31 protein-coding genes are annotated in these 25,593 nt (G+C 68.3%); 16 read left to right on the top strand and 15 right to left on the bottom strand.

The features are described 5' to 3' along the window. Positions 1-411 (top strand): hypothetical protein (locus RHOOR87_RS20330; RefSeq protein ID WP_231381745.1); only part of this gene is annotated, 411 nt, incomplete at its 5' end. After that, on the top strand, positions 408-620 hold the full coding sequence (locus RHOOR87_RS20325) for a hypothetical protein (RefSeq protein ID WP_155950934.1): 213 nt from the start codon (positions 408-410) through the stop codon (positions 618-620). The genes RHOOR87_RS20330 and RHOOR87_RS20325, both read left to right, overlap by 4 nt. 221 nt (positions 621-841) lie before the next feature. Here RHOOR87_RS20325 and RHOOR87_RS0108140 read toward each other — a convergent pair whose 3' ends face one another. The 3 genes from RHOOR87_RS0108140 to RHOOR87_RS0108130 all read right to left on the bottom strand — a co-directional run bounded on the left by RHOOR87_RS0108140 (position 842) and on the right by RHOOR87_RS0108130 (position 3,680). Then, positions 842-2,347, bottom strand: coding sequence for a peptidase S10 (locus tag RHOOR87_RS0108140; RefSeq protein ID WP_027484746.1), 1,506 nt, complete (start codon positions 2,345-2,347; stop codon positions 842-844). Positions 2,348-2,429: 82 nt separating this feature from the next. Further along, on the bottom strand, positions 2,430-3,056 hold the full coding sequence (locus tag RHOOR87_RS0108135; protein ID WP_027484745.1) for an NADPH-dependent FMN reductase: 627 nt from the start codon (positions 3,054-3,056) through the stop codon (positions 2,430-2,432). Between the two features lie 27 nt (positions 3,057-3,083). After that, entirely contained in the window at positions 3,084-3,680 is a 597-nt protein-coding gene (locus RHOOR87_RS0108130; RefSeq protein WP_007507870.1) for a LysE family translocator, read from the bottom strand. Between the two features lie 92 nt (positions 3,681-3,772). On the opposite strand from RHOOR87_RS0108130, the gene RHOOR87_RS0108125 reads away from it, so the two are divergent. After that, positions 3,773-4,678, top strand: a complete 906-nt coding sequence (locus tag RHOOR87_RS0108125; protein WP_027484744.1) for a LysR substrate-binding domain-containing protein — start codon at positions 3,773-3,775, stop codon at positions 4,676-4,678. Here the strand turns inward: RHOOR87_RS0108125 and trxC are convergent, their stop codons facing one another. Then, the gene (trxC, locus tag RHOOR87_RS0108120) at positions 4,679-5,122 is read right to left on the bottom strand and encodes a thioredoxin TrxC (RefSeq protein ID WP_027484743.1); all 444 of its coding nucleotides are present in this window, start codon (positions 5,120-5,122) and stop codon (positions 4,679-4,681) included. 84 nt (positions 5,123-5,206) lie between these two features. Between trxC and RHOOR87_RS0108115 the strand changes: the two genes are divergently transcribed. Further along, positions 5,207-5,683: a hypothetical protein gene (locus tag RHOOR87_RS0108115; protein ID WP_027484742.1), complete on the top strand. Its 477-nt coding sequence runs from the start codon at positions 5,207-5,209 to the stop codon at positions 5,681-5,683. A gap of 13 nt (positions 5,684-5,696) precedes the next feature. Here the strand turns inward: RHOOR87_RS0108115 and msrB are convergent, their stop codons facing one another. Next, positions 5,697-6,299: a peptide-methionine (R)-S-oxide reductase MsrB gene (msrB, locus tag RHOOR87_RS0108110; RefSeq protein ID WP_015448273.1), complete on the bottom strand. Its 603-nt coding sequence runs from the start codon at positions 6,297-6,299 to the stop codon at positions 5,697-5,699. 102 nt (positions 6,300-6,401) lie between these two features. Beyond that, entirely contained in the window at positions 6,402-8,123 is a 1,722-nt protein-coding gene (locus tag RHOOR87_RS0108105; protein WP_027484741.1) for a cytochrome c biogenesis protein DipZ, read from the bottom strand. 127 nt (positions 8,124-8,250) lie between these two features. Here RHOOR87_RS0108105 and RHOOR87_RS0108100 point away from each other — a divergent pair, with 127 nt between their 5' ends. Continuing rightward, complete coding sequence (locus tag RHOOR87_RS0108100; protein WP_015448271.1) at positions 8,251-8,916, top strand: sigma-70 family RNA polymerase sigma factor; 666 nt, start codon at positions 8,251-8,253, stop codon at positions 8,914-8,916. Between the two features lie 4 nt (positions 8,917-8,920). Further along, on the top strand, positions 8,921-9,574 hold the full coding sequence (locus tag RHOOR87_RS0108095; RefSeq protein ID WP_007507884.1) for an NrsF family protein: 654 nt from the start codon (positions 8,921-8,923) through the stop codon (positions 9,572-9,574). Positions 9,575-9,576: 2 nt separating this feature from the next. Here the strand turns inward: RHOOR87_RS0108095 and RHOOR87_RS0108090 are convergent, their stop codons facing one another. Together RHOOR87_RS0108090 and RHOOR87_RS20610 are read right to left on the bottom strand one after the other, a co-directional pair. Next, complete coding sequence (locus RHOOR87_RS0108090) at positions 9,577-10,059, bottom strand: YajQ family cyclic di-GMP-binding protein (protein WP_007507886.1); 483 nt, start codon at positions 10,057-10,059, stop codon at positions 9,577-9,579. Beyond that, positions 10,046-10,234: a hypothetical protein gene (locus RHOOR87_RS20610; protein WP_196806975.1), complete on the bottom strand. Its 189-nt coding sequence runs from the start codon at positions 10,232-10,234 to the stop codon at positions 10,046-10,048. The genes RHOOR87_RS0108090 and RHOOR87_RS20610 overlap by 14 nt, the downstream gene beginning before the upstream one ends. Positions 10,235-10,243: 9 nt before the next feature. On the opposite strand from RHOOR87_RS20610, the gene RHOOR87_RS0108085 reads away from it, so the two are divergent. Then, the gene (locus RHOOR87_RS0108085; RefSeq protein WP_027484739.1) at positions 10,244-11,467 is read left to right on the top strand and encodes an NAD(P)/FAD-dependent oxidoreductase; all 1,224 of its coding nucleotides are present in this window, start codon (positions 10,244-10,246) and stop codon (positions 11,465-11,467) included. Between the two features lie 84 nt (positions 11,468-11,551). After that, positions 11,552-12,436, top strand: a complete 885-nt coding sequence (locus RHOOR87_RS0108080; RefSeq protein ID WP_007507890.1) for an NAD(P)-dependent oxidoreductase — start codon at positions 11,552-11,554, stop codon at positions 12,434-12,436. Positions 12,437-12,449: 13 nt separating this feature from the next. Here RHOOR87_RS0108080 and RHOOR87_RS0108075 read toward each other — a convergent pair whose 3' ends face one another. Beyond that, entirely contained in the window at positions 12,450-13,328 is an 879-nt protein-coding gene (locus RHOOR87_RS0108075) for a PhzF family phenazine biosynthesis protein (RefSeq protein WP_027484738.1), read from the bottom strand. Between the two features lie 201 nt (positions 13,329-13,529). Between RHOOR87_RS0108075 and RHOOR87_RS0108070 the strand changes: the two genes are divergently transcribed. The 4 genes from RHOOR87_RS0108070 to RHOOR87_RS0108055 all read left to right on the top strand — a co-directional run bounded on the left by RHOOR87_RS0108070 (position 13,530) and on the right by RHOOR87_RS0108055 (position 16,217). Next, a complete protein-coding gene (locus RHOOR87_RS0108070) occupies positions 13,530-14,135 on the top strand; it encodes a rhomboid family intramembrane serine protease (protein WP_007507894.1) in 606 nt (201 codons plus the stop codon). 92 nt (positions 14,136-14,227) lie between these two features. Continuing rightward, positions 14,228-14,536, top strand: a complete 309-nt coding sequence (locus tag RHOOR87_RS0108065) for a hypothetical protein (RefSeq protein WP_015448266.1) — start codon at positions 14,228-14,230, stop codon at positions 14,534-14,536. A gap of 157 nt (positions 14,537-14,693) precedes the next feature. Beyond that, complete coding sequence (locus RHOOR87_RS0108060) at positions 14,694-15,101, top strand: hypothetical protein (protein ID WP_027484737.1); 408 nt, start codon at positions 14,694-14,696, stop codon at positions 15,099-15,101. A gap of 78 nt (positions 15,102-15,179) precedes the next feature. Next, positions 15,180-16,217, top strand: coding sequence for an aminopeptidase (locus RHOOR87_RS0108055; protein ID WP_043795429.1), 1,038 nt, complete (start codon positions 15,180-15,182; stop codon positions 16,215-16,217). Positions 16,218-16,231: 14 nt separating this feature from the next. On the opposite strand, the gene RHOOR87_RS0108050 is transcribed toward RHOOR87_RS0108055, so the two are convergent. After that, the gene (locus tag RHOOR87_RS0108050) at positions 16,232-17,038 is read right to left on the bottom strand and encodes a cytochrome c (RefSeq protein WP_027484735.1); all 807 of its coding nucleotides are present in this window, start codon (positions 17,036-17,038) and stop codon (positions 16,232-16,234) included. A gap of 333 nt (positions 17,039-17,371) precedes the next feature. Here RHOOR87_RS0108050 and pncB point away from each other — a divergent pair, with 333 nt between their 5' ends. Then, the gene (gene pncB, locus RHOOR87_RS0108045) at positions 17,372-18,556 is read left to right on the top strand and encodes a nicotinate phosphoribosyltransferase (protein WP_027484734.1); all 1,185 of its coding nucleotides are present in this window, start codon (positions 17,372-17,374) and stop codon (positions 18,554-18,556) included. Positions 18,557-18,565: 9 nt separating this feature from the next. Here pncB and RHOOR87_RS0108040 read toward each other — a convergent pair whose 3' ends face one another. From RHOOR87_RS0108040 to RHOOR87_RS0108025, 3 genes are all read right to left on the bottom strand, one after another. Continuing rightward, positions 18,566-19,360 carry a MetQ/NlpA family ABC transporter substrate-binding protein gene (locus RHOOR87_RS0108040; RefSeq protein WP_027484733.1) on the bottom strand — a complete coding sequence of 265 codons (795 nt, stop codon included), beginning with the start codon at positions 19,358-19,360 and terminating at the stop codon, positions 18,566-18,568. Between the two features lie 227 nt (positions 19,361-19,587). Next, positions 19,588-20,265: a methionine ABC transporter permease gene (locus RHOOR87_RS0108030; RefSeq protein WP_027484732.1), complete on the bottom strand. Its 678-nt coding sequence runs from the start codon at positions 20,263-20,265 to the stop codon at positions 19,588-19,590. After that, on the bottom strand, positions 20,262-21,272 hold the full coding sequence (locus RHOOR87_RS0108025; RefSeq protein WP_027484731.1) for a methionine ABC transporter ATP-binding protein: 1,011 nt from the start codon (positions 21,270-21,272) through the stop codon (positions 20,262-20,264). Before RHOOR87_RS0108025 ends, RHOOR87_RS0108030 begins: the two co-directional genes overlap by 4 nt. Positions 21,273-21,371: 99 nt before the next feature. Here RHOOR87_RS0108025 and RHOOR87_RS0108020 point away from each other — a divergent pair, with 99 nt between their 5' ends. Both RHOOR87_RS0108020 and RHOOR87_RS0108015 read left to right on the top strand, forming a co-directional pair. After that, on the top strand, positions 21,372-21,857 hold the full coding sequence (locus tag RHOOR87_RS0108020; RefSeq protein ID WP_027484730.1) for a glutathione peroxidase: 486 nt from the start codon (positions 21,372-21,374) through the stop codon (positions 21,855-21,857). A gap of 149 nt (positions 21,858-22,006) precedes the next feature. Next, complete coding sequence (locus RHOOR87_RS0108015; protein WP_007507912.1) at positions 22,007-22,489, top strand: peptidylprolyl isomerase; 483 nt, start codon at positions 22,007-22,009, stop codon at positions 22,487-22,489. Positions 22,490-22,574: 85 nt separating this feature from the next. Here the strand turns inward: RHOOR87_RS0108015 and RHOOR87_RS0108010 are convergent, their stop codons facing one another. Beyond that, a complete protein-coding gene (locus RHOOR87_RS0108010) occupies positions 22,575-23,672 on the bottom strand; it encodes a phospholipase A (protein ID WP_027484729.1) in 1,098 nt (365 codons plus the stop codon). 115 nt (positions 23,673-23,787) lie between these two features. After that, the gene (locus RHOOR87_RS0108005; protein WP_027484728.1) at positions 23,788-24,168 is read right to left on the bottom strand and encodes a hypothetical protein; all 381 of its coding nucleotides are present in this window, start codon (positions 24,166-24,168) and stop codon (positions 23,788-23,790) included. Between the two features lie 186 nt (positions 24,169-24,354). Between RHOOR87_RS0108005 and RHOOR87_RS0108000 the strand changes: the two genes are divergently transcribed. After that, positions 24,355-25,590, top strand: coding sequence for a crosslink repair DNA glycosylase YcaQ family protein (locus RHOOR87_RS0108000; protein ID WP_027484727.1), 1,236 nt, complete (start codon positions 24,355-24,357; stop codon positions 25,588-25,590). The last annotated feature ends 3 nt before the right edge of the window (positions 25,591-25,593 follow it).

Here is a 25,593-nt window from a genome sequence, read left to right as displayed (position 1 = left end):
GTGCATGGCGACGCCCTCCCCGTGAGGTCGTCCAGGTTGAGGCCTGCATGGTTGAAATCGCTAACACCCCGGAGCTGTCATTTTTTAGCGCATGATCAATCGTTTACTGAGATCGCCGAGCAATTTCCCCGGACAGTACTGAGATTTGCAAAAAAAGATGCCGGAATCGCCTTCAGAGACGATACGTCACATATTTTCCGAAATGCTCGAGGGCATTTTGCTGAGGATACTGCGGAAAATCGCGCCCTACTTCAGGGCGCGGTGAAATCGGATAACTTTGTCGGCACTCGCGGCCCGGGTGGCAGCATCAGTGTCTATCGTGAGACGCTGCCCGATGGACGCCAAGTATGGGTGGAGGTACGCAATGGCACCCAGATCACCAACGGCGGCGTCAATGAAGTCCCGAAATGATGGAGACTCCCACCTTGATTACCGAGCATGAAGCGCTTATAGCTATGCGATTGTTTCTCGAGCAGTTCTATGCTCGAGCGGGAAATGATATGGAAACTCTCATCGCAGATATCACGATTGAAAGCGACGGCAAGCCGTTGGATCCTGCTGCGTGGGACGATTGGCTTCGTTGTGTCGATGAGGCTAAAAGCCCGCGTAGACTGGGATGAGCACCTCGAACCCCGCCATTTTATGAAGGAACCAGGTTTCCACCCAGTTTGCTGCGCGGCAGGTTCGACGTCTCCCGCTTTGAGTGACAGTCGAGTCGTCCATGGTTCGCGAAAACTGAGTGAAACAAGGCTCGGGGATTGCTCGGTGTGCGGGAGAGTGCACTCGCGCTCAGCGCGCGAGCACGAGGTGGTAGTGCGTCCGGTCTCCGGTTGCGGTTGTCTCATTTGACGCCGTACAGCGCCTTCACGTCGGCGGTCAGCGCGGCCTGGCTGTCGGGGCGCGCGTAGAACATGTGGCCGCCGGGGTAGTTCTTCACCTGCACGCGGGTCGGGTCGCCCATCGCCGGCATCTGGTCGACGATCAGCACCGAGGCCATGAACGGGCAGGACAGGTCGTCCCAGCCATGGGTGATCAGCACGCGCAGGCCCGGGTCGTTGGCCACCGCCTCGCGCAGCTGCGACACCGAGCCCTTGTTGGCGTCCTTGTCCTCGTGCCACAGCTTGTTCACCTCGTAGCTGAGCGCGTTGTAGCGGCCGTCGTACTTCCAGCCCACGACGCGGGTGACGAAGTCGACCATCGCCGTGGTGGTCGGCGCGATGATGCCGTTGAGGATCGGGTCGCCGCTTTGCTGGTGCGGCGCGTACGGGAACGGGTCCCACGCAGTGACGTTGGAGTCGTAGCGGCTGCCCAGCTTGCCTTCGGCGCGGTATACCTCGCGCAGGTAGGCCTGGGTCTCGATGCGGCCGCCGGAGCGCTTGACGAACAGCGGGTCGAGTCCGGTCAGCTCGGTGACCTTCTTCACCACGCGCTCGGTGGCCTGCGGGTCGGCGCGGCCGCGCATCAGGTCGCTGGCGTATTCGCCGCGGGTGTATTCGATGATCAGCGCCATCGCCGCGGCGCTGAGCTTGTGCTCGCGCTCCAGATGGGCGGCGGCGATCGAGGGCAGGGTGAGCATCCACGGCAGCGGCGACACGTTGCCGTCCTCGAACGCGGCCGGGTCGAGGTACGGCGACAGCAGCACCACGCCGTTCATCGCCACGCCGAGGCGGGTCTGCAGGTACTCGGTGATGCGCGGGCCGCGGAAGCCGCCGTAGCTCTCGCCGACCAGGTACTTGCGCGAGGCCATGCGGCCGTTCTTCACCAGCCAGTCGTAGACGATGCGCGAGAGATACTGGATGTCGCTATCGGTGCTGTAGAACTGTTTGGTGGCTTCCTTGTCGTCCACCAATGCGCGGCTGTAGCCGGTGCCCACCGGGTCGATGAACACCAGGTCGGTGAAGCCCAGCCAGGTGCCGGGGTTGTCGTGCAGCGTGGCCGGGTCGGACGGGTTGTCGCCTTCGGCGCCGAAGTTCACCCGCTTCGGCCCGATCGCGCCCAGGTTGAGGTACACCGAGGAGGCGCCCGGGCCGCCGTTCAGCGCGAACGTCACCGGGCGGTCCCTGCCGGCCATGGTGTAGGCGGTGAACACCACTTCGCCGGTGGTCTTGCCCTTGTCGTCGCGCACCGGCAGCGAGCCGACGGTGACGGTGTACTTGAGCGTGCGCCCGTCCACCGTGGCCGATTGCGTCACGTGCGCATCGGCAGGCAGCGGCGGCAGCTGGAAGCCGTCGCTGCCTGCCGACTCCGGCGCGGCCGGCTTGTGGGTGTCGGCGGCGAAGGCCGGGGCAGCGTTGGCGACGGCCAGCACGAAGGCCGCCAGCAGGACGGATCGCAGGGATTTGTGCACGGTTCTTCCTCGCGGGCGAAAGCGGCCAGCTTAACCGGCGCCGTCGCGGCGGGAGTGTGCGTAAAGGCATGGGTGATCGTGGTCAGCGCCGCGCCGCCACCGCGGGTTCCCGATTGCCGAATGACGGCGCGGTGCGCTCCATCCATCGCTCGAACGCCAGCGTGAAATCCTGCAGCGACTGCGCGATGGCCAGGTCGGTCAGCGCGCCACCCGCGTCGAAGCGGCTGGCCGCATTCGCCACGAACAGGGTCGGGGCGGGCATCACCAGGGCGCCGCAGGTATGCAGCACCTGGCGCAGCGAAGCCTGCGCCAGGCGCGTACCCCACGGCCCGCTGCTGGCGCCGAGCACGGCGACGGGCTTCTCCGGCAGCACGTCACCGGCCGGGCTTTCGCGCGAGAGCCAGTCCAGCGCGTTCTTCAGCACGCCGGGCATGGCGTGGTTGTACTCGGGCGTGGCGATGATCAGCCCGTCCGCGGCGGCGATCGCCGCGCGCAGCGCCCGCACGCCGGCGGGGCCGGCCGGTTCGCGCTGTTCCAGGTCCTCGTCGAACAGCGGCACGGTGGACAATGCGTCGTAGACGTCCAGTTGCAGTGTCGCCGGCGCCTGGGCCACAGCCGCCTGCAGCAGGCGGCGGTTCCAGGAATCGCGGCGCAGGCTGCCGGGGAGGCACAGCACGCGGCGGGCAGGAGTCGTATGGAAGACGGTCATCTCGGTATCTCCAGTGAAGCAAGGGGGTCAGGGTTCGATCAGCAACAGGAAGGCGCAGGCGACCAGCAGGGCGCCCATCACGATGTCGACGCCGCGGCGGATCGTGGGGCGCACCAGCCAGCGGGCCAGCCACGCGCCAAGCGCGGCCCACAGCAGCAGGCACAGGGTGGGGATCAGCACGAACAGTCCGGCCAGCGGCAGGTAGTCGCGCAGGCCGGCGGCCGGCACCGCCGCCAGCACGCTCAGCACGATCACCCAGCTTTTCGGGTTGAGGAACTGGAAGCCGATCAGGCCCAGGATGCCGGCCGGCAAGGCTGCCGAGGTCGCGGCGGCGTGCCGTGGCGCGATGCCGGCGGCGCACAGCGATACGCCGAGCCAGGCCAGGTACACGGCGCCGATCACGCCGGTCCAGCGCCGTAGTGGCGGATGTGTGGCGAACGCCGCGCCCGCACCCAGCGCCATCACGGCGAGCAGCAGCAGGCCGCCGCACACGATGCCGGCGATCGCCGGCATCGCGCCGCGCAGGCCGGCCTGCCCTGCCGCGCGCAGCACCACCAGGTTGTTCGGACCGGGCGTGATCGCGGCCACGCAGAGCAGGCCGCACGCGGCGAGCAACGGATCCATGGCATGTCCCTCATCGCTAATGGTCGGATGAAGCACATTCTCGTGGCTGCGGCTGGTCTGTGCCGTGTGGTTTATGGTCTAGAATTGCGACCATGAACGAGCTGCCGCTGAATGCCTTGCGTGCCTTCGCCATGGTCTATGCGCACGGCGGCGTACGCGCCGCCGCGCGCGAGCTGGGCATGGTGCACTCCTCGGTGAGCCGGCATCTGAGCGAGCTGGATCGCTGGCTGGGTGTGCCGCTGCTGCGCACGGCGGCCGGTCGCGGCGCGCTGGTTTTCACGCCGCAGGGCGAGGCGCTGGGTCGTGCCACGCTGGCCGGGCTGCGCGGGATCGAACAGGCGGTGGCGGCGTTGCGCGAGACCCGCCCGGCGCATGCGGTGACCCTGTCCGCCTCGCCGTCGTTCGCGATCCGCTGGCTGCTGCCGCGGTTGCCCGCGCTGGAAAAAGCGCACCCGAAGATCGAACTGTCGGTGCAGGTGGAGCAGCGCCTCGATGCGCTGGACGACGGCCGCATCGACCTGGCGATCCGCATGGGCAAGGGACCGTGGCCGGAACTGCATGCCGAGTCGCTGATGGACGACGCGCTGTATCCGGTGATGAGCCCGGCGCTGTGGCAGGCGTCCGGGCGTCCGTCCAGGCCGGCGCAACTGGCTGGCCTGCGCCTGCTGCACGATCGCGACCCGCAGGCAGCGTGGGAGCTTTGGCGACAGGCGCACGGGCCGGCGAAGCTGTCGCTGCAGGGCGGCGCACGCTACACCTCGTCCGACCTGGTGTTGCGCGCGGCGATGCAGGGCCAGGGCGTGGCGCTGGCGCGCCATCGGCTGGCCGCGGACGACGTGGCGAACGGCAGCCTGCTGCGTCCGTTCGGCGAACTCGAGGTGGCGCTGGGGCCGTCGTACTGGATCGTGCGGCCGCCGGCCAAGCCGCGCCCGGCGGTGGCCGCGGTGATCGACTGGCTGCGCTGGCAGGCGGCGGGTACCGGCCAGCCAGCCATGTGATCAGCCGCGCGCCAGCGCGCCTTCGACGAACTGCTGCAGCTGCGCCGCGTTCAGCGCGCCGGACTGCCGCGCGATCTCGCGGCCGTGCTTGAACATGACCAGGGTGGGAATGCTGCGGATGTTGAAGCGTGCGGCCAGTTGCGGCTGCGCCTCGGTGTCCAGCTTGGCCAGCCGCAGGCGCGGTTCGAACCTGCCGGCGGCCTGCACGAACACTGGCGCGAAACCGACGCACGGGCCGCACCACGGCGCCCAGAAATCCACCAGCACCGGCAGGTCGCCGCGGCCGACGATCGCCTCGAAGTTCGCCGCGGTCAATTCCGCCGGGTGTCCCTCGAACAGCGGTTGCTTGCAGCGACCGCAGTTTGGATGCTCGCCGACCCGTTCGGCCGGCACGCGATTCAGCGCACCGCAATGCGGGCAGGGGATGGCCAGTGGTGTACTCATGGCAGACTCCGGTAACGGGTCAGGCGCCAGGCGCCAACGCCGACAAGATGGCGACGACCACCGCCGAACCCAAGCCGAGCCGACATGCTGCGACATCCCGACTCATCCGGTACACGCTGGCCGCGGCGAAGTCCGCTCGCGCTGGGCATGCTGTGGACCGTACCGAATACCTTGCTGGGCTTGCTGCTGGGCGTGGTCGGTGTGGCTTTCGGCGCACGTCTGCGCTGGCAGCGGCGCGAGCTGGCGCTGGTGGTGCGCCGCTGGCCGTGGGGGCGCGGCGGTGCGCTGACCCTGGGCAACGTGATCGTGCATACCGGCGAGCATCTGGACACGCCGTGCCTCACCTATGCGCATCGCGCCGGTCGCGGCATCGAGCCGCCGGTGTCGCTGGCCGACCACGAACGCGCACATGTCTACCAGTACATGCTGCTCGGCCCGCTGTTCCTGCCGCTGTACCTGCTGTGCGGCGGCATCAGCGCGCGCAATCCGTTCGAGCGCGCGGCCGATCGCTACGCGCGCTCGGGGCGCGGCTGGTGGCCGTGGTCGCGGGAAGGCCGCTGAGCCGCTTGCGCGGTCAGGCTGCTGCGTGCGGCACGAAACGGAGCGCCACCGAGTTCATGCAGTAGCGCAACCCGGTCGGCCGCGGGCCGTCGTCGAAGACGTGGCCGAGGTGGCTGTCGCAGCCGGCGCAGCTGATCGCGGTGCGCTGCATGCCGAACAGATGATCGCTGCGCTCGATCACGTTGCGCGCGGCGATCGGCTGCCAGAAGCTGGGCCAGCCGGTGCCGGAGTCGAACTCGGTGGCGGCGTCGTACAGCGCAGTGGCGCAAGCCACGCAGCGGAACAGGCCGGGCACGGCAGGCCGCTCGTGCTCGCCGCTGAACGCGCGCTCGGTGTCTTCGTGGCGCATCACCTCGTACGCCGCCGGCGACAGCCGCTGCCGCCATTGCGCGTCGCTCAGCACCAGCTTCGCCACCTTGCGCGCGCCGAGGTCGTGGCCGGCGTCGTCGAAGATTTCCAGCAACACCTCGCCCGGCGCGCCGACCGGCGCATTCGCCGCCGCATGCAGGCGCGGCAGCAGCAGGCCGCCGCCGACGGCCAACAGTGCACCGCCGCCGAGCGCGGCACGCAGGAAGCGGCGGCGATCCATCGCGAGAGTTTCATCGAGACGTGGCATGACAACCTCCGTGGATGTTCTTTTGTGTAGGAGCCCGCTTGCGGGCGATGCTTTTCCGCGAGCGCAGAGGCATCGCCCGCAAGCGGGCTCCTACGTGTCGCTTCAGCCGAACGTGAAGGCGTAGGCCTGCACGCCCGGGTCCAGGAACTCGATCTCGAACAGCCGCTCACCGCTGCCGTGGGCCTGGCGTACCAGCTGATACAGCCGCTGACTGGTGATCGTGCCGTGGCCGTCGGCGTCGGTGTCCATGCCGTGATCGGCGCCGGGCGGCTTGCCGTCGATGCTCACGCGGTAGCGGATCGGCTTGCCGTCCGCCGCTGGGCCGAGCACCAGGTGCAGGTCGCGGCCGCGGAAGCGATAGACGATGCGGCCGCCGGCCCGCTCCAGTTGCGCGTTTTCATCGCGTACGGTCCAGCGCCCGTCGAGCGACCACTGGTCCACGGCGAGCGAGGCGGGTGCGTGATAGTCGTGCGCCTCGTCACGCGCCACCCGGCCGCCGACGAAGTTCATTGCGCGGGCGTAGCCGACGTAGGTTTCCGGCGAGCGGGTGGGGTCATCCGAGGCGGCCGCCTCGACGCCGCGGTGGTCGTCGCTGACGTAGCCGCCGGGCAGGTTCTTCTGGCCGGCGTCGGCCAGCAACTGGCGGATCACGTCCTCGCTTTCCCGGTACTCGCCTTCGCCGAAATGGTGATGGCGGATCTGCCCCTGTGCGTCGATGAAGTAGTGCGCCGGCCAGTACTCGTTGTTGAAGCCTTTCCAGATCGCGTAGTCGTTGTCCAGCGCGACCGGGTAGTCGACGCCCAGGTCCTTCACGGCCTTGGTCACGTTGGCCGGATCCTTCTCGAACGCGAACTCCGGCGCATGCACGCCGATCACCACCAGGCCGTGGTCCTTGTACTTGTCGGCCCAGCCACGCACGTACGGCAGCGCGCGGATGCAGTTGATGCAGGAGTACGTCCAGAAATCGACCAGCACCACCTTGCCGCGCAGCGCTTCGGTGGTCAGCGGCGGACTGTTCAGCCATTGCGTGGCACCGGCCAGCGACGGCAGCGTGCCTTCCACCGGCAACGGCTCGCCGGCCTTCAGCACCGACTGCGGCGCCGGCGCCGGGCGCACGGCGTTGATCAGCTTCTGCTCGATGCCGCCGGTGCTGGCCAGCGAGACGCGGGTGAGCAGGCCGGTATCCAGGCCCAGCGCGATCGCCGCCACGCCGCACAGCACCAGCACGCCGAGCGCGCGGCGCACCCACTCGCCGGCGCCGAGCGAGCGCTTCATCAGCGCGAACACCTTGCCGCCGATCAGCAGCGCCAGGCCGAGCGAAGTGGCTGCACCGGCGGCATAGGTGAGCAGCAGCAAGGTGGTCTGCGCGCTGGCGCCGTTCAGCGCCGCACCGGTCAGCAGCAGGCCCAGGATCGGTCCCGCGCACGGCGCCCACAGCAGGCCGGTGGCGACGCCGAGGCCGGCCGCGGCCCAGACCGAATCGCCATCGCCGGCCGAGCGCTGCGACAGCCGGTTGCCCAGCGCCACGAACGGGCGCGTGATCCATTCGGCCAGCCGGGTCGACAACAGGGTCAGGCCGAGGAAGGCCAGCACCAGCATCGCCACGTAGCGGCCGTACTGGTTCGCGTGCACCGCCCAGCCGCCGCCGAGCGCAGCCAGCGTGGCCACGGCGGCGAACGTGATCGCCATGCCCAGCAGCATCGGCAAGCCATTGCGCATGAACGGGCGGTCGGAGCGGGCGAACACGAACGGCAGCACCGGCAGGATGCACGGGCTGAGGATGGTCAGTACGCCGCCTAGATAGGCGAGGATCAACACGAGCATGGGGGGCATCCGTGGAAGGTTGTCTGGTTATTCGCCGTTGCCCTGGCGAGGGTTACACGCCGGCACGAAGTAACGTTGGCGCCGACGGCAGCGAATACCTGTCAGGCGTTCCGCCGCGGAGCGAAGCATGTCGCAAGCCTTGACCGCCACCGGCTTCATGGGTCTAGATAGCGTACTTTCCCTGCGAACGAGTCCCGCCCCGACCGTGCCAGCCGATGTGGCCACCGCGAATGACGGCGAGTCGCCCAGCCAGCGCCGGGCGGCGTGGATGGTTGCGGCACAGGCCGGCGACCGACGCGCCTACGAGAGGCTGCTGGCCGATTCGGTGGCGCTGATCCGCGCCACCGCGCGGCGCCAGGGCGTGGCGCAGGATCAGCTGGACGACGTGGTGCAGGAGGCCCTGATCACCGTGCACCGCGTGCGCCACACCTACGACCCGACCCGTTCGTACGATGCGTGGCTGACCGCGATCGCCAGTCGCCGCGCGATCGACGCGTTGCGCCGCCGCGGTCGTCGCGACAGCCGCGAACTGCGCGACGATGTCGCGCTCGACCAGCATCCGGATGCCGACGACGCCAGCGCCGCCACCGAGGGCGAACAGCGCGCGCAGCGCCTGCACGAGGCGATCGCCGAATTGCCGCCGGGCCAGCGCGAGGCGGTGGAACAGCTGGGCCTGCGCGAGCGTTCGCTCAGCGAGGCGGCCGAGTTGACCGGGCGCAACACCGGCGCGCTGAAAGTGAACCTGCACCGCGCGCTGAAGGCACTGCGCGAACGTTTCCATGGAGAACCCTGACGTGATGTCCGACCCGCAATCCCATGAGGCGCTGATCGACCGCCTTGGCACCGAGCTGGTGCCGGTGCGGCGTCTGCTGCCGCCATGGCTGCGTACCGCCGGCTGGCTGCTGGTGGTGGTGGCGCTCGCGGTCGGGTTGCTGATGCATTACGGCGCGGGCCCGATGCTGCGGCGCTGGGATGCCACGCCGGACCTGGCCTGGGCCGGCATCGGCGCGGCGATCACCGCGATCTGCGCGGCGTGGGCCGCGTTCGCGCTGGGCGTGCCAGGGCGCCGTGCGGCGTGGGCGTGGCTGCCGCTGCCCGGAGCGCTGCTGTGGATCGGTGCCAGCGGCCTCGGCTGCCTGCGCGAATGGATCGCGCCGGGCACCGAGATCGCCGGCATGCATCAGTCCGCCGATTGCCTGATTTTCATCATCGGCTTCTCGGTGCCGCTGTCCGCCTTGCTGATCGTGCTGCTGCGCCGCGCGTGTCCGTTGCGGCCGGTGCTCACCGCGGTGCTGATCGGCCTAGCCAGCGCGGCAGCCTCGGCCAGCCTGCTGGAGATCTGCCACGCGTTCGACTCCGCCGCCACCGATCTGCTGACCCACGCGTTGGCGGTGATCGTGGTGGTGGCGGTCAATGCCGCGATGGGCGGCCGGCTGCTGTCGAGGGCCTGAACTCAGTCGCGGAAGTTGTCGAACTGCAGCGGCAGCTCGACCTCGGACTTGCGCAGCACCGCCATCGCCGCCTGCAGGTCGTCGCGCTTCTTGCCGCTGATGCGCAGCTTGTCGCCGTTGATCTGCGCCTCGACCTTGAGCTTGGCCGCCTTGAGTTCGGCGACCAGCTTCTTCGCCACCGGCTGCTCGATGCCCTGCTTCACGGTGATCTTCTGCCGCGAGCCGCCCAGGTTGGTTTCCGGGTCACCGACGTCGAGCGCGCGGATGTCGATCTTCCGCGCGGTCAGCCGGCCGCGCAGGATGTCCAGCATCTGCTGCAACTGGAACTCGCTGGGCGCGTTCTGGGTGATCACGCCGTCGTCCAGCACGTACTGCGCGTCCACGCCCTTGAAGTCGAAGCGCGTGGTCAGCTCGCGGTTGGCCTGGTCGATCGCATTGGTCAGTTCGTGCTTGTCGACTTCGGAGATCACGTCAAAGGAAGGCATGGCGGCGGCTCGCTGGGAACAGGAACAAAGTGTAAGCCATGCGGCTGGGCGATAATGCGCGACTTTCCTTCTCGTCATTCCGGCGAAAGCCGGAATCCAGCGCCTCATAGTTGGCAAAGGCACTGGATCCCGGCTTGCGCCGGGATGACGAGCCAAAGCACAACGGTGCAACCATGGTTAGTTCTTGAAAACCGACGTGTTGATCATCGGCGCCGGCGCCGCGGGCCTGATGTGCGCGATCGCCGCCGGTCGGCGCGGCCGCCGCGTGCTGGTGGTCGACCACGCCAACAAGGTCGGCAAGAAGATCCTGATGTCCGGCGGCGGGCGCTGCAATTTCACCAATACGGGCGCGACGCCGGCGAACTATCTGTCGGCGAACCCGCATTTCGCCAAGTCCGCGCTGGCGCGCTACACGCCGTGGGATTTCATCGCGCTGGTCGAGAAGCACCGCATCGCCTACCACGAGAAGGAACTGGGCCAGCTGTTCTGCGACGACTCGGCCAAGCAGATCGTGCGCATGCTGCTGGACGAATGCGTTGCTGCCGGCGTCGCGGTGGAAGCGAACTGCGGCGTGCAGCGCGTGCGCAAGACGCCGGAAGGTTTCAGCGTGCACACCGCGCGCGGCGAGCTGCACGCCGAATCGCTGGTGGTCGCCTCGGGCGGCCTGTCGATCCCCAGCATGGGCGCCAGCGGCTTCGGTTACGAGCTGGCGCGCCAGTTCGGCCACGCCGTGCTGCCCACGCGCGCCGGCCTGGTGCCGCTGACCCTGAGCGGCAAGCACCAGGAGCACTACCAGGATCTGGCCGGCGTGGCGCTACCCGCGGTGGAAGCGCGCGTGGGCAGGCAGGGTTTTCGCGCCGGCCTGCTGTTCACCCATCGCGGCATCAGTGGTCCGGCGATCCTGCAGATTTCCTCGTACTGGCACCCCGGCGACGACCTGCGCATCGACCTGCTGCCGGACCGGGACGCCGGCACGCACCTGGTCGAGCAGCGCGCGGCGCGGCCGCTGGCGGAACTGAAGACCGTGCTGGGCGACGTGTTGCCGAAACGCCTGGCGCAGCGTCTGTGCGAGCAATGGTTCCTCGCTCCTCAAAACAGCGGCCATCCCTGGCCGCTCCCCGCGTACGAGAGCCGCCCGATGCGCCAGTACCGCGACGCCGAACTGAGCCAGGTCGGTGCGCAACTCAACGCCTGGCCGATCACCGCCAGCGGCACCGAAGGCTACCGCACCGCCGAAGTCACCCTGGGCGGCGTCGACACCGACGGCCTGTCCTCCAGCACGATGCAGTCGAAGCTCGTGCCGGGGCTGTATTTCATCGGCGAGGTGGTCGACGTCACTGGCTGGCTCGGCGGCTACAACTTCCAGTGGGCGTGGGCGTCGGGGCAGGCGGCAGGGCAGGCGGCATGAGGCTGCCCGCACGCGGCGGATTTCGCATGGATTGAATATCCCGCGTGCTTCACTGTGCGCCGGTTTCGGCATGAGGACACCTGCATGAAAGTCGGATTCATCGGACTCGGCGCGATGGGCAGCGCAATGGCCAGCAACCTGCTGGCGGCCGGTCACACGCTGACGGTATGGAACCGTTCGGCCACCGCCAGCGAACCGCTGGCCTCGCTGGGTGCGAAGGTGGCGAAAACCGCCGACCGTGCCGCGCAGGGCGCGGCGCTGTGCAGCATGCTGGCGAACGACCGGGCGGTGCGCGAGGTGTTCCTCGACGGCGGCCTGCTCGACGCGATGGATCGCGGCACCGTGCACGTCAACCACGCCACGATCTCGGTGGCGCTGGCGCGGGAGCTGGCCGCGGAGCACGAGAAACGCGGGCTGGAGTACGTCGCTGCACCGGTGTTCGGCCGTCCGGACATGGCCGCTGCGGCCAAGCTCAACATCCTGGTGGCCGGCAAGCCGGCCGCCATCGAACGCGTGCGGCCGCTGCTGGAGGCGATGGGCAGCAAACTGTGGCCATTGGGCGAGGCGCCGGAGCGCGCGAACGTGGCGAAGATCGCGGGCAACTTCATGCTGGCGGCGGCGATCGAGAGCATGGCCGAGGCGACGGCGCTGACGCGCGCCCACGGCGTCAGCGCGGCGGACTTTCTCGACGTGATGACGAATACGCTGTTTGCCGCGCCGGCCTATCAGGGCTACGGCAGGCTGATCGCCGAGCAGCGTTTCAAGCCGGCCGGGTTCGCCTTGCCGCTGGGCTACAAGGATGTGGGGCTGGCGCTGGCCGCGGGGGAGGCGCAGCGTGTGCCGCTGCCGTTCGCCGGCGTGCTGCGCGACGCCATGCTGGAGGCGCTGGCCGCCGGCGATGCGGAACTGGACTGGTCGGCACTGGCGCTGGTCGCCGCGCGCCGGGCGCATCTGGACGAACGCGAATAGCCGGTACAGGGCGTTACGGCGCCCACTGCAGCGTGCCGTCGATCACCGTGTGGCTGCGTCCGCCGACCCAGATCGCGTTGCCGTCGATGTGCACGAGCAGTTGCGCGTCGTGGCCGATCTCGCGACCCTGGCTGACCTGGTAGCCACGGGCCAGCGCGCCGTGCGGTTCGGCGTGCACGATATACGCGGCGATCAGCCCGTTGGCGGCGCCGGAAGCGGGGTCCTCGACGATGCCCACGCCCGCCGGGAACGCGCGCACCACCAGCTGGTAGTCGGGGTGACCGCTTCTTGCGAATGCGCACAATCCCATGCTGTCGCTGGCTTGCGCCAGCGCGGCAATCGCCGCGTGGTCGGGCCGCCACGCGCGCAGGCTGGCTTCGTCCGCCACCTCGGCCAGCCACCAGCGCCGCCCGCCGTCGACCAGCGCCGGCGGCAGCACGCCCAGTTCGATGCCGGCCAGCGTGGCCGCCAGCAGCGGATGGGCGTCGCGGCCGGTGCCCAGCACCCGCTCGCCGGGCGACTGCAGCAACAGTTCGCGGCTGGTGCCGTTGCCTTCGACGCGGATCGGCAGCACGCCGGCGCCGCATTCCTGCCACAACAGGCCATCGTGCGGCTGGGCCAGGCCGCATTCCAGCGCGGCGTGCGCACTGCCGATGCTGGGGTGGCCGGCGAACGGGATTTCCTTGTGCGGAGTGAAGATGCGCACGCGATAGCTGGCCCGCGGGTCGCTCGGCGGCAGCAGGAAGGTGGTCTCCACCAGCGCCGTCCAGCGCGCGAAGCGCTGCATTGCCTCGGCGCTCCAGTCGCCTGCGCCGATCACCACGCCAAGATGGTTGCCGCCGCCCAAGGTGGCGGCGAAGACGTCCAGATGCAGGTAGCGGAGCGAGGTCATGGCATGCGCCGGGCGACCGCAGCGGTCGCGTAAAGCGGCGAATGATAGCCGCCTGTCTCCGGGCTGGGCAGTGATCCCGCGGAATATCGACGAGCGGGCGGGGCATAAGCGCCGGTGGTCGCGGTGGCGCGGGCGGAAAGTCGACAAGCCGCGGCGCGGGCGCCAAGATGTGCGCATTTGCTGCCCGACGCGGAATCGCCCATGCCGATCACCCTGGCCATCATCGCCATCACCTGCATCGTCTCGTTCATGGCGTTCAAGAACAGCCGCCTGCTGAACGATCTGATCCTGTGGCCGCCGGCGATCGCCCGCCAGCGCGAATACCACCGGCTGGTGACCTACGGCCTGGTGCATGCGGATTTCGGCCACCTGCTGTTCAACATGATCACGCTGTTCTTCTTCGGCCGGGTGATGGAGGGCTTCTTCGCCGCGCGCATGGGGCCGTTCGGCTTCGCGCTGTTCTACATCGGCGGCCTGGTGGTCTCGATCCTGCCGACCTACCTGAAGAACCGCGGCAACCCGAGCTACCGCAGCCTCGGCGCCTCGGGCGCGGTATCGGCCGTCTTGTTCGCCTTCATCCTGCTGGCGCCATGGTCGCGGATCATCGTGCTGGTGATCCCGATGCCGGCGATCGTCTACGCGGTGCTGTACACCGGTTACTCGATCTACATGGACCGCCGCGGGCAGGGCAACGTCAACCACAGCGCGCACCTGTGGGGCGCGGCCTACGGCATGGTCTTCACCTTGCTGGCGGAGCCGCGGGTGCTGCCGCATTTCCTCGACGCGCTGATGCAGCCGAGCTTCTGATGATGAACGCGGCCTGCGCCGCGTCATGCCCGGCGCGGCCGGGGCGTGCATACTGGTCACGGTCCCATTGCCCGCCGCAGGAGAACGAACGTATGGCCACCATCCGCAAGCCGGCTGCGAAGAAGTCCCCGACAGGGAAAGCCGCTGCCGGAAAGACGCCAGCTGCGAAGCCGACCGCAAAGAAGACCGCTGCGCGCAAGGGGACACAGAAGAAGGCCGCGGCGACGCCGGCGGCCGTGAAGAAGCCAGCTACCCGGAAGGTGGCGAGCCGGCCGGTTGCCGCCGCCGCGGCGAAGAAGCCGGCAGCGCGCAAACGCCCGCCGGCGCCGGTCCAGCGCATCAGCCAGGAAGACGCCGTGGCGAGAATCCAGGCCTTGCTGGCGGCCAAGAGGAGCGGGTGACAGTCAGCGCGCGGGCCGGATTCCCGAGGCCGCTACCGCGGGCGGACGGCGGCACATGGCTGGCGGGTAAACGCCGGCAGGGCAGGCGCCAGGACTCAGTGCGGGTTCAAGCAGCGCGGCCTACCGTGGCCTCGCTACTCCCACACGGGGACGGATCATGAAACGCCTGCTGGCCAGTGTTGTCCTGATCGTCGCTGCGGCGACGCTGTCGGGCTGTTATTACGATCCGGGCTACAGCTATGTGCGTGGCTCCGGCTACGCCGGCGACGCCTACTATGGCGACGGCGGCAACGCCTATTACGCGGCGCCGGCCTACTACGACGACTATTACGGCGGCTACTACGGCTGCTGCTATGCGCCCGGCGTGAGCGTGGGCGTCAGCAGCGTGTGGTACGGCGGTTCGCGCTACCGGCACGACGACTATCGCTACCGCGACCATCGCGACTATCGCGGCCATGCCGGCCAGTGGCAGGGCCACGGCGGCGACCGCGGCGACCATCGCGGCGATCGTCGCGACGGCAACCCGCAGCGGCGCGATCGTTACGACCGCGACGATCGCCGCTGAGGTTTGAGGCACCATCGGGGGATGCCCGGATTCGTGCCGCCACGCAAATGCATTCCAAGGCTCATCGCCATCGCGGCGATGGGCCTTTTGCTGTGCGCCTGCGGCGGCTTGCGCTACTACGCACAGGCGGTGCACGGGCAGGGCGAGCTGATCGCGCATCGCCGCGCGGTGAGCGAGCTGGTGCACGACCCGGCCACCGATCCGCAGCTCGCCGCGCGTCTGCGCCAGGCGCGGCAGGCGCGCCGGTTCGCCTCGCAGCGGCTGGCCCTGCCGGACAACCGCAGCTACACCGGCTATGTTGCGCTGGATCGGCCCTACGTGGTGTGGAACGTGTTCGCCACGCCGCGTTACTCGGTGCAGGCGGTGCCGCAGTGCTTCCCGGTCAGCGGTTGCGTCGCCTATCGCGGCTGGTTCGCCGAGGCCGACACGAAGGCCGATGCGGCGCGGCTGCGCGCGCGCGGCGATGACGTCTGGATTGGCGGCGTGCCGGCGTATTCCACGCTGGGCTGGTTTGCCGATCCGATCCTGTCGAGCATGCTGCGCTGGGACGACGACGAACTGGACGGCACGATCTTCCACGAGCTGGCGCACCAGCTGATCTACGTGAAGGGCGACACCGCGTTCAACGAATCGTTCGCCAGCTTCGTGCAGAGCGAGGGCCTGCGCGAATGGCGCCAGTCGCGCGGCCTGCCGCCGCCGGACGAGCGGGCCCGGGCGATGGACGAGGGCTTCACCCGCCTGGTGCTGGACCTGCGTACGCGCCTGGCGACGCTGTATGCCAGCGGCGCGGACGCCGCGGCGATGGAGGCGGGCAAGCAGGGCGAGATCGCGGCATTCCGCGTCCGCTATGCGCAGTGGCGCGAGCGCGACTGGCCGGGCGAGCACCGCTACGACGCCTGGGTCGCGCAGCCGATCAACAATGCGCGGCTGCTGCCGTTCGGCCTGTACGAACGCTGGACGCCGGCCTTCGCCGCGCTGTTCCGCCAGGCCGAGGGGCAGTGGCCGGCGTTCTACGCCAGCGTGCGCAAGCTGGCGCGCGAGCCGAAGGCACAGCGCGAACGGACGCTGCAGGCGTTGTGCGATTCGCAGCAGGCCGATGCGCTGGCCGTGCCGTGAATCGCGCGGTCGCTTCAGCCGCCGCGCTTGCGTCCGGCCATGTGCCGCAGGTAGGCCAGTACGGCGTCGAGGTCGGCATCGGGCAGCGCGTGCGTGTCGAACCCCGGCATCTTCGCCTGCGGCCATTGCCGCAGCGACTGCGGGTTGCGGATGAAGGCGCGCAGCAGGTCGGCGCGCAGGTATTCGGTGGGGTTGTGCGGCAGGTTCAGGTCGGGGCCGAGCCTGGCGTCGCCCTGGCCGTTGAGCGTGTGGCAGGCAAAGCAGGTGCGCTGGAATACCGCGAAGCCGTGCCGCACCTCGCTGTCCGCCGGCAGCGCCGGATCGGGCAGGATCGCCGGGAAGCGCTCGGCCACGCCGGCCAGCCTGCGGATGCTCGCCAGCTGGTACGGCCATTGTTCCGTGCCGATGCCGGCGGCCTGCGGCCGCGTCCACACCAGGTAGAACGGCCCGGCGTGGCCATGCCCCGGGAGCGTCGGCCACGGTTGCGCCGGATCCTCGATCGCCAGCCACGCTTCACTGCCTTGCGCGTTCAGCAGCAGCGCGGCGGGGATCTCGGCGGCGAAACCGTCGCCGGCGACGAACTGCAGATGATCGCCGGGGCCGATGCCGTCGAGCAGCGCGACCAGCGGCACTGCGCGGTAATGCATCGCGCGCCGGAACGCCACGTCGCCGGGTACGCTGATCGTGCGCGCATCGGGGCGCCTGAGCAGGGTTTCGCTGCGATAGGTGACGACGCCGTGGCCGAGGTCGACCTTCAGCTCGGCCGCGCTCGCGGGCAGGACCAGGCACAGCGCGAGCAGGCACACGGCAAACAGCTTCATGGTCGATCCCGCCCGAGGTTGAGGAAATTGTAGACGGCGAAGCGCATACCGTCTCGCCCGTTTGCGGCCGCCAGCCTGTCGGAAAGCTGAACAAGCGTCGCCATGCCGGTTGAACTCATCGGCGACTGGCCGCACTAACCACGTGTATCGCCGTGATGGCGACAGAAAGTGGCGCAGGGCATCGCGTCACTGAGGGGCCGGCATTTCCTCCCCTGGACGCCGCCTGACAAACCCCATCAGTCCTCCCCTGGCTGATGGGGTTTTTTTTGCGCGGAACAAGCCATGCGGTTCGCGTGGATAATGCTCCATTCTCGTTCCCCGCATGGGCTGCTGATGATCATCGATTCGCTGCTCGACACCGATCTGTACAAATTCTCGATGATGCAGGTGGTGCTGCACCAGTATCCGGCGGCCCAGGTCGAGTACCGTTTCAAGTGCCGCACGCCGGGCATTGACCTGGTGCCGTACATCGACGAGATCCGCACCGAGCTGAGAGCCATGTGCCAGCTGCGTTTCGCGCCGGACGAGCTCGACTACCTGCGTACCTGGCGCTTCATCAAGAGCGACTTCGTGGATTTTCTGGGGCTGTTCCAGCTCAACGAGAAGTACGTGGAGATCGCGCCGGCCGCCGCGGCCAACGGCGAGATCGAGATCCGCATCCGCGGACCGTGGCTGCACACCATCCTGTTCGAGGTGCCGCTGCTGGCGATCGTCAACGAGATTTACTTCCGCCATGCCAGCGGCGGTCTCGACCTTGCCGAAGGACGCCGGCGATTGCAGGCGAAGATCGCGCTGCTGCGCGACACGCCGGATTACGCCGGCTGCAAGATCGCCGATTACGGCACGCGCCGGCGCTACTCGCGGGTGTGGCAGGAGGAGGTGGTGACCGCGCTGCGCGAGGGACTGGGCGAGCAGTTGGCCGGCACCAGCAACGTGTGGCTGGCGCGCAAGCTCAACCTGACCCCGCTGGGTACGCTGGCGCACGAATACCTGCAGGCGCACCAGGCGCTGGGTCCGCGCCTGCGCGACTCGCAGGTGGCGGCACTGGAAGCGTGGGCGAAGGAGTATCGCGGCGACCTCGGCATCGCGCTGTCGGACGTGTACGGACTCGACGCGTTCCTGCGCGATTTCGACATGTACTTCTGCAAGCTTTTCGACGGTACTCGCCACGATTCCGGCGATCCGTTCGAGTGGGGCGAGAAAGTGCTGGCGCACTACGGCGCGAACCGCGTCGATCCGCGCAGCAAGGTGCTGGTGTTCAGCGATGGGCTGGACATCCCCAAGGTGATGCAGCTGTACGCGCACTTCCGCGGCCGCTGCCAGCTCGCGTTCGGCGTGGGCACCAACATCACCAACGACGTGGGCCCCACACCGCTCAACATCGTGATCAAGATGATCCGCTGCAACGGCCAGCCGGTGGCCAAGCTGAGCGACTCGCCAGGCAAGAACATGTGCGAGGACAAGGCCTACGTGGCGTATCTGCGGCAGGTGTTCGAGATTCCTGCATCGCAGGGGTGAGAGCACATCTCAGAACGCGGGCAGCACGGCACCGTGGTACTTCTGCTCGATGAACGCCTTGATCTGCGGGCTGTTCAGCACCCTGGCCAGTTTCTGCACGCGCGGGTCGTTCTGGTTGTCGGGGCGGCCGACCAGGTAGTTCACGTAGGGCGAGTCCTTGCTCTCGATCAGCAGCGCGTCCTTGGTGGGATTCAGTCCGGCGGCCAGCGCGTAGTTGGTGTTGATCAGGGCCAGGTCGACCTCGTCCAGCGTGCGCGGCAGCATCGCCGCTTCCAGCTCGCGGAACTTCAGCTGCTTCGGGTTCGCGGTGATGTCCTTCAGCGTGGCCATCTCGTCGGTCGGATCCTTCAGCGTGATCAGGCCGTGCTTTGCCAGCAGCAACAGCGCGCGGCTGTTGTTGCTGGGGTCGTTCGGCAGCGTCACGCTGGCGCCGTCGGGCAGCTGGTCGATGCTCTTGTACTTGTGCGAGTACGCACCGAACGGCTCGATGTGCACGCCGGTGATGATGGTGAGCTGGGTGCCGCGTTCGCGGTTGAACGCGTCCAGGTAGGGCTTGGTCTGGAAGTAGTTCAGGTCGATGTTCTTCTCGGCCACCTGGGTGTTCGGCTGCACGTAGTCGGCGAATACCTTGATCTGCAGGTCCACGCCTTCCTTCGCCAGCAGCGGCTTTGCCTGCTTGAGGATTTCCGCGTGGGGTACCGCGGTGGCGGCCACGGTGAGGACATTGTCGTCCTGCTTGCCGGAGCCGGAGCAGCCGGCAAGCAACAGCAGGGTCAGGGCGAGGGAGGCAAGCAGCAGTTTCATGGCGGATTCGCTTGTGCGGCGCACAATAATAAGCCGTCTATACTGCCAAATACAAACATGGGGAAAGCGCGGCTCTCGGTGCGTTACGATTTCGGCGCGGCGTAGCCAGCCAGCAGGAGCAGGGCCAGGATGGCGGCGACGGCGGCGAGCAGCAGTCTCATGGCGGCGATTCTCATGGGCGGTCAAACGAAACTAGGCTGCCCATGCCGCCAACGCAAATAACCAAATCAGCGTTGCTTATAACGCGTCACGATGTGGTCGCCGACCATCTGCAACAGCTGCACCAGCACGATCAGCAGCACCACGGTGACCAGCATGTAATCGGACTTGTAGCTGAGATAGCCGTAGCGATAGGCCAGGTCGCCGAGGCCGCCCGAGCCGATCGCGCCGCCCATCGCGGTATAACCGATCAGCGCGATCGCAGTGACCGTGATGCCGGCGAACAGGCCGCCGCGGGCTTCCGGCAGCAAGACGTGGCGCACGATCTGCCACAAGCTGGCGCCCATTGCCTGGCTGGCCTCGATCACGCCCTGCTGTACCTCGCGCAGCGCGGTCTCCACCAGTCGCGCGAAGAACGGCGCCGCGCCAATCACCAGCGGCGGGATCGCGCCGCGGATGCCCAGCTTGGTGCCGACCAGGGCATAGGTGATCGGCATCAGCACGATCATCAGGATGATGAACGGCACCGAGCGCAATATGTTCACCAGCAGCGAGGTGATCGCATAGAGCTTCGGCATCGGCCGCAGCTGGCCCTTGCCGGTGAGGTACAGCAGCACGCCCAACGGCAGGCCGATCAGCACGGTGAGCGCCAGCGAGCCGCCCAGCATCAGCAGGGTGTCGATGCAGGCGCGGCCGATCTCGCCCCAGTCGTCGATGTTGGGAAAGAGTTTTTGCAGCGGGTTCATCGGTGCAACTCCTCGATCTCGATGCCGGCCGTGCGCAGCGCGGCCAGCGCAGCGTCTATCCGCTCGCCCTGCATCGCCAGCGTGAGCTGGCCGTAGGGCAGGTCCTTGATGCGGTCGATGCGGCCGGCGAGGATGTTGAACTCGACTCCGGTCTCGCGGGCGACGCGGCCCAGCGCCGGCGTCAGCGTGGCGTCGCCGCGGAAGCTCAGGCGCAGGATGCGTCCGGGCACCCGCGCGAACGGCGCCAGCTCGCTGGCCGCTTCTTCCGGCAGCGCTTCGTTGACGAAGCGCTTCGTGGTGGGGTGCTGCGGATGCAGGAACACGTCGGCCACCGCGCCGCGCTCGACAATCGCGCCGGCGTCAAGCACCGCCACGCGATCGCACACGCGGCGCACCACGTCCATCTCGTGGGTGATCAGCACGATGGTGAGTTGCAGCTCGCGGTTGATCTCGGCAAGCAGCTCCAGCACCGAGGCGGTGGTCTGCGGGTCGAGCGCACTGGTGGCCTCGTCGCACAGCAGGATCGACGGCCGGTTGGCCAGCGCGCGGGCGATGCCGACGCGCTGCTTCTGGCCGCCGGAAAGTTGCGACGGGTACTTGTCGGCGTGCGCGGTCAGTCCCACCCGCGCCAGCAATGCGTCGACACGTGCGCGCAATACGCTGGCATCGCGTTCACCGGCCAGTCGCAGCGGAAACGCGACGTTGTCCGCCACCGTCTGCGAGGCGAGCAGGTTGAAGTGCTGGAAGATCATGCCGATCCGGCGCCGCTGCGCGCGCAACGCCGGTTCGGCCAGCGCGGTCATCTCGGTGTCGCCCACGAAGATGCGCCCGCCGCTGGGTCGTTCGAGCAGGTTGATCAGCCGTATAAGCGTCGATTTGCCGGCACCGGACAGACCGATGATGCCGAACACCTCGCCATCGACGATGTCGAGGCTGAACGGCTGCAGCGCGGGAATGTCCTTGCCGTCGACCCGGTAGGACTTGTGGACATCGACGAAGCGGATCACGACGGAACCTGGCTTGCGGGTGGTGGGCCATTCTATGCCACGGACATCACGGTCGATGGCGTATGCTGCTGGATTGATCCATCAAGACGGAGTCCGTCCATGTCCAGCGTCTACGATTTCACCGTTCGCGATATCGATGGCAACCAGCGCTCGCTCGCCGAATGGCGCGGCAAGACCCTGCTGATCGTCAACGTCGCCTCCAAATGCGGCTTCACCCCGCAATATCAGGGGCTGGAGACGCTGTGGCAGGACCAGCGCGATCTGGGTCTGGTGGTGCTGGGTTTTCCGTGCGACCAGTTCGGCCACCAGGAACCCGGCGACGAGGCCGAGATCAGGACCTTCTGCAGCACCCAGTACGACGTGACCTTTCCGATGTTCGCCAAGGTCGAGGTGAATGGCGAGCATGCCGATCCGCTGTACAAGTGGCTGAAGAGCGAAGGCAAGGGCATCCTCGGTAGCGAGTCGATCAAGTGGAACTTCACCAAGTTCCTGGTCGACCCGGATGGCCAGGTGGTGAAGCGCTATGCCTCCACCGACACGCCGGAAAAGATCGGCAAGGACACGCGGGCCCGGCTCGCCGGCTGATCGGGTTCCCTTCGAATTCCCGCGCCGGTTCGCCGGTGCCAACGCTGGCGCATTCCCGTGGCCTGCAGGCGGTTCTTCGCGATTCTGGTAACCTGCGCGGTTCGTGTCGGCACCTGGCCGGCGGACTTGAACCTATTCGCGAGAACCTCATGCAGATTGCCCAGAACGCCGTTGCCGCCTTCCATTACACGCTGACCGACGACGAGGGCCAGGTCATCGACAGCTCCGAAGGCCGCGAGCCGCTGACCTACCTGCATGGCAGCGGGCAAATCGTGCCGGGCCTGGAAAAGCAGATGGAAGGCCGCGCGGTCGGCGACAGGTTCACCGCCGACGTGGCCGCCGAGGAAGGCTACGGCGTGCGCCACGAGGAGCTGATGCAGGAGGTGCCGCGCGCGGCGTTCCAGGGCGTCGAGGACATCCAGCCCGGCATGCAGTTCCAGGGCCACGGCCCGGAAGGCCAGATCAACGTCACCGTGACCAAGGTCGAGAACGACGTGGTCTTCATCGACGCCAACCACCCGCTGGCCGGCAAGACCCTGCATTTCGCCATCGAGGTGACCGACGTGCGTGGCGCCACCGCGGAAGAGCTGGCGCACGGCCACGTGCACGGCGCCGGCGGGCATCACCACTGATCGATCGCCGGCGCGGCCAGGCCGCGATCCGCGGATGCGTGAAGGCCCGGCGCTGGCGCCGGGCCTTCGTCGTTTGCGGCCCGACCTAGTACCAGTCGAGCAGCGACACGCCCAGCCCCAGGTAGGTGGCGTTGTGGTTGTAGTCGATCAGGCTTTCGCCGTAGCCCTTGAACACCTCCATGTATCCGCGCAGGTTGCCGGCCACCGGGAAACTCCAGCTGAAGCGCGCCGAGCCGTGGCTGCGGCTGCCGCCGCGCAGGGAATGGCGCAGCGCCATGCCGAATTCCTGGCCGCGCCATTCGTGCACGACCTGCATTTCGGCGCGTCCCATGTAGTTGCCGATGTCGGGGTTGTTGTCGTCGCGGCGTGCTTCCGGCACGCGCCACCACGGGCGCAGCATCACGGTCCAGCCGTCGCGTTCGAAGCCGACGTTGGCGATCACCCGGTTCCAGCTGCGCGACAGCGGGTTGCCGCGGCCGTTGGACTGGTGGTTGAAGCCGATGCCCAGCAGCCGGCCCTCCCAGCCCAGTACCTGGTAGTGGGTGTCGAACACCAGCATCGCCTCGGGCTCGTAGTTGGTCTCGCGGAACGGGCGCGACTGCTTCGAGTTGTAGACCTGCCAGCGCGAGGACTGGGTGTAGCCCACCCACAGGTCGCCGGCGTCGCCGAACACGCCCTGCCACAGCTTGGTCTTCAGGCTGAGCTGGAATTTCGCTTCCGCGTTGTCCAGCTGTTCTCCCGGACCTGGCACGGTGTTGTCCGGGTTCGGGCTGTGCGGCCGGTTGTTCTGGTTGCTGGTGGCGAACACGGGCAGCACGTACACCGGCTTGTAGCCGCGGATGTTGTAGGTGCCGAGCTTGCTTTCCGGCGACAGCTCCCAGCGGCTGTCGAGCAGCGACAGCGGCGTGGCCACTTCGCTGTTGGGTTCCGCGCCGGCACTGGGTGTCTTCCGGTGGTCGTGACCGAAGATGTTCGGCGTCGTGGTCGTCTCGTCCACCCGCTTCTGCGCGATCGGCAGGTTGACCCGGCCGGTCGCATGGTCGTAGCAGGCCAGCCGCTGGGCGTCGCTCTCGATGGCAGTGCAGGCGCGGATGTCGGTGGGGTCCGGGTTCTGCGCGTGCGCGGCGGAGGCCAGGGTAACGGCGAACAAGGCCAGGAGGGCGGCCGCAGTCAATCGCTTCATGAAGAAAAGTTTCTGGCAGGGCGGCGGACCAGTCTAGCGGAGCGGCCATGGGCGACGCTGACCGGCGCGTGAAAACGCCGGCCGCGCGCGCGGCCGGCGTCTGCGGCGTGCGGGCTTATTTGCCTGCGGTCCAGCGTGCGTACTCGCTCTTGCTGATCCGGCCGTCACGGTTGTGATCGGCATAGAGGAAGTCGTTGGCGAGCAGTGGATAGGCCGAAGCCTGCTCCTCGCTGATGTATTTCCCGCCGCCGGACAACTGCTCGAAGGCGGGCGCCGGACCGCTCGGCGGAGGCGGCGGCATGCTCGAGTGCACCACCAGTTCGCCGGCCGGCGTGTTCAGGGTGGCGGTCGCCGCCGCCGTGCCAGCTGGTGCCGGTGCCGTATCCATCGGCGCCTGCGGTGGCGTCTGCGGCGCGGTGTTCTGCGCGATCAGGGGACCGCCGCACAGCAGGCCGACGGTGGCGAAGACGATCAACAGTGATTTGCGCGGTTTCATTATCGGTACTCCATGCCAGAATGATCGGAGGAGGCTGTGCGGGCATGCGCGATCGATCGGGCGGAATGCCGTTCGGCCGAACTCGCGTTTCACGCTAGCAGGGGCTTTGTATATGCCGGCTTACTATCCGCGTCATGGGGTCGTGAAGGTGCGCCGCCGTTGGGTGTCCCTTCAGGTGATGGTCGCGTGCTGAGCCTGGCCCAGGCGCGGGCGCTGCAACTGGCCGCGCAGGGTTTGCTGCAGCCGCCGCGGCGACGGCCCCGGCGCGACGACGTGGTGGCGGCGATCGGGCGCATGTGCCTGCTGCAGATCGACACCATCCACGTGGTGGCGCGCAGCCCCTACCTGGTGCTGCACTCGCGCCTGGGCAACTATCCCACGGCGTGGCTGGACGAGGCGCTGGCGCAGGGGCGGCTGGCCGAGTGCTGGGCGCACGAGGCGTGCTTCGTCGGCGCCGCCGACGTCGCCTGGCACCGTGGCGGCCACGATCACCGCACGCATCATTGGGCGCATCGCCATGCGGCGCGCATGTACCGCGAGCAACGTACCGAGATGGATGCGCTGCTGCAGTCGATCCGCGCCTCCGGCCCGGTGCGGTCGGCCGATTTCGCGCGCACGGACGTCGCCGGCAAGCCGGGCTGGTGGGAGTGGAAACCGGAGAAGCGCTGGCTGGAGGCATGGTTCGCGCTGGGCGAGCTGATGGTGGCGCGACGGGACAACTTCCAGCGCGTCTACGACCTGGCCGAAAACGTAATGGCCCGGCTCGACCCGCCGTTCGATCCCGCCTTCGCGCCGTCGGTGGCGGAGCAGCGCGAGCGCTTCATCCTCGACAGCGTGCGTGCGCTGGGGGTGACCCCGGCGGCGTGGATCGCCGACTACTTCCGCCTGAAGCCGAAGGTCGGCGATCGCGAACTGGCGCCGCTGGTGGCCAGCGGCGAACTGCTGACGGTGCCGGTGGCGGGCTGGAAGGTGCCGGGCTATGTGCACCGCGACCATGCCGACGCGCTGGACAAGGCGCTGGCCGGACGCCTGCGCGCCACCCGTACCGCGCTGCTGTCGCCGTTCGACCCGCTGGTGTGGGATCGCGCTCGCGCCCTGGCGATGTTCGATTTCGAATACACCATCGAGTGCTACACGCCGGCGCCGAAACGCCGCTACGGCTACTACGTGCTGCCGATCCTGCATCGCGGCCGGCTGGTCGGCCGGCTGGATGCGAAGGCTCACCGCGGCAGCGGCGTGTTCGAGGTCAAGGCGCTGTTCCTGGAACCCGCGGTGTCGCCGGAGCCGACGCTGGCGCACGCGGTAGCCGGGGCGATCGCCGAGACCGCCCGCTGGCACGGCACCCCGGAGATCCAGCTGGGGCGCACCCGGCCGGCGGGACTCGCGCGGTTGTTGCGCGCCGCCTGGCGGGGCACCGGCTAGCCC

It is taken from the genome of Rhodanobacter sp. OR87 (assembly GCF_000473345.1).
Taxonomy (GTDB): domain Bacteria; phylum Pseudomonadota; class Gammaproteobacteria; order Xanthomonadales; family Rhodanobacteraceae; genus Rhodanobacter; species Rhodanobacter denitrificans.
Note: the sequence above shows the minus strand (reverse complement) of the source record. Positions and strands in the feature narration are given on the sequence as shown.

What these genes read in the sequence shown, in the direction of transcription:
- RHOOR87_RS0108125 (WP_027484744.1), top strand. Translation starts at nt 3,773, where the DNA reads ATGAACGAGCTGCCGCTGAATGCCTTGCGTGCCTTCGCCATGGTCTAT.
- RHOOR87_RS0108020 (WP_027484730.1), top strand. Translation starts at nt 21,372, where the DNA reads ATGTCCAGCGTCTACGATTTCACCGTTCGCGATATCGATGGCAACCAG.
- RHOOR87_RS0108065 (WP_015448266.1), top strand. Translation starts at nt 14,228, where the DNA reads ATGGCCACCATCCGCAAGCCGGCTGCGAAGAAGTCCCCGACAGGGAAA.
- RHOOR87_RS0108050 (WP_027484735.1), bottom strand. Translation starts at nt 17,038, where the DNA reads ATGAAGCTGTTTGCCGTGTGCCTGCTCGCGCTGTGCCTGGTCCTGCCC.
- RHOOR87_RS0108115 (WP_027484742.1), top strand. Translation starts at nt 5,207, where the DNA reads ATGCTGCGACATCCCGACTCATCCGGTACACGCTGGCCGCGGCGAAGT.
- msrB (WP_015448273.1), bottom strand. Translation starts at nt 6,299, where the DNA reads ATGCCACGTCTCGATGAAACTCTCGCGATGGATCGCCGCCGCTTCCTG.
- RHOOR87_RS0108090 (WP_007507886.1), bottom strand. Translation starts at nt 10,059, where the DNA reads ATGCCTTCCTTTGACGTGATCTCCGAAGTCGACAAGCACGAACTGACC.
- RHOOR87_RS0108015 (WP_007507912.1), top strand. Translation starts at nt 22,007, where the DNA reads ATGCAGATTGCCCAGAACGCCGTTGCCGCCTTCCATTACACGCTGACC.
- RHOOR87_RS0108075 (WP_027484738.1), bottom strand. Translation starts at nt 13,328, where the DNA reads ATGACCTCGCTCCGCTACCTGCATCTGGACGTCTTCGCCGCCACCTTG.
- RHOOR87_RS0108130 (WP_007507870.1), bottom strand. Translation starts at nt 3,680, where the DNA reads ATGGATCCGTTGCTCGCCGCGTGCGGCCTGCTCTGCGTGGCCGCGATC.
- RHOOR87_RS0108040 (WP_027484733.1), bottom strand. Translation starts at nt 19,360, where the DNA reads ATGAAACTGCTGCTTGCCTCCCTCGCCCTGACCCTGCTGTTGCTTGCC.
- RHOOR87_RS0108105 (WP_027484741.1), bottom strand. Translation starts at nt 8,123, where the DNA reads ATGCTCGTGTTGATCCTCGCCTATCTAGGCGGCGTACTGACCATCCTC.
- RHOOR87_RS20325 (WP_155950934.1), top strand. Translation starts at nt 408, where the DNA reads ATGATGGAGACTCCCACCTTGATTACCGAGCATGAAGCGCTTATAGCT.
- RHOOR87_RS0108100 (WP_015448271.1), top strand. Translation starts at nt 8,251, where the DNA reads ATGTCGCAAGCCTTGACCGCCACCGGCTTCATGGGTCTAGATAGCGTA.
- trxC (WP_027484743.1), bottom strand. Translation starts at nt 5,122, where the DNA reads ATGAGTACACCACTGGCCATCCCCTGCCCGCATTGCGGTGCGCTGAAT.
- RHOOR87_RS0108005 (WP_027484728.1), bottom strand. Translation starts at nt 24,168, where the DNA reads ATGAAACCGCGCAAATCACTGTTGATCGTCTTCGCCACCGTCGGCCTG.
- RHOOR87_RS0108095 (WP_007507884.1), top strand. Translation starts at nt 8,921, where the DNA reads ATGTCCGACCCGCAATCCCATGAGGCGCTGATCGACCGCCTTGGCACC.
- RHOOR87_RS0108080 (WP_007507890.1), top strand. Translation starts at nt 11,552, where the DNA reads ATGAAAGTCGGATTCATCGGACTCGGCGCGATGGGCAGCGCAATGGCC.
- RHOOR87_RS0108030 (WP_027484732.1), bottom strand. Translation starts at nt 20,265, where the DNA reads ATGAACCCGCTGCAAAAACTCTTTCCCAACATCGACGACTGGGGCGAG.
- RHOOR87_RS0108070 (WP_007507894.1), top strand. Translation starts at nt 13,530, where the DNA reads ATGCCGATCACCCTGGCCATCATCGCCATCACCTGCATCGTCTCGTTC.
- RHOOR87_RS0108135 (WP_027484745.1), bottom strand. Translation starts at nt 3,056, where the DNA reads ATGACCGTCTTCCATACGACTCCTGCCCGCCGCGTGCTGTGCCTCCCC.
- RHOOR87_RS0108060 (WP_027484737.1), top strand. Translation starts at nt 14,694, where the DNA reads ATGAAACGCCTGCTGGCCAGTGTTGTCCTGATCGTCGCTGCGGCGACG.
- pncB (WP_027484734.1), top strand. Translation starts at nt 17,372, where the DNA reads ATGATCATCGATTCGCTGCTCGACACCGATCTGTACAAATTCTCGATG.
- RHOOR87_RS20610 (WP_196806975.1), bottom strand. Translation starts at nt 10,234, where the DNA reads ATGGTTGCACCGTTGTGCTTTGGCTCGTCATCCCGGCGCAAGCCGGGA.
- RHOOR87_RS0108010 (WP_027484729.1), bottom strand. Translation starts at nt 23,672, where the DNA reads ATGAAGCGATTGACTGCGGCCGCCCTCCTGGCCTTGTTCGCCGTTACC.
- RHOOR87_RS0108055 (WP_043795429.1), top strand. Translation starts at nt 15,180, where the DNA reads ATGGGCCTTTTGCTGTGCGCCTGCGGCGGCTTGCGCTACTACGCACAG.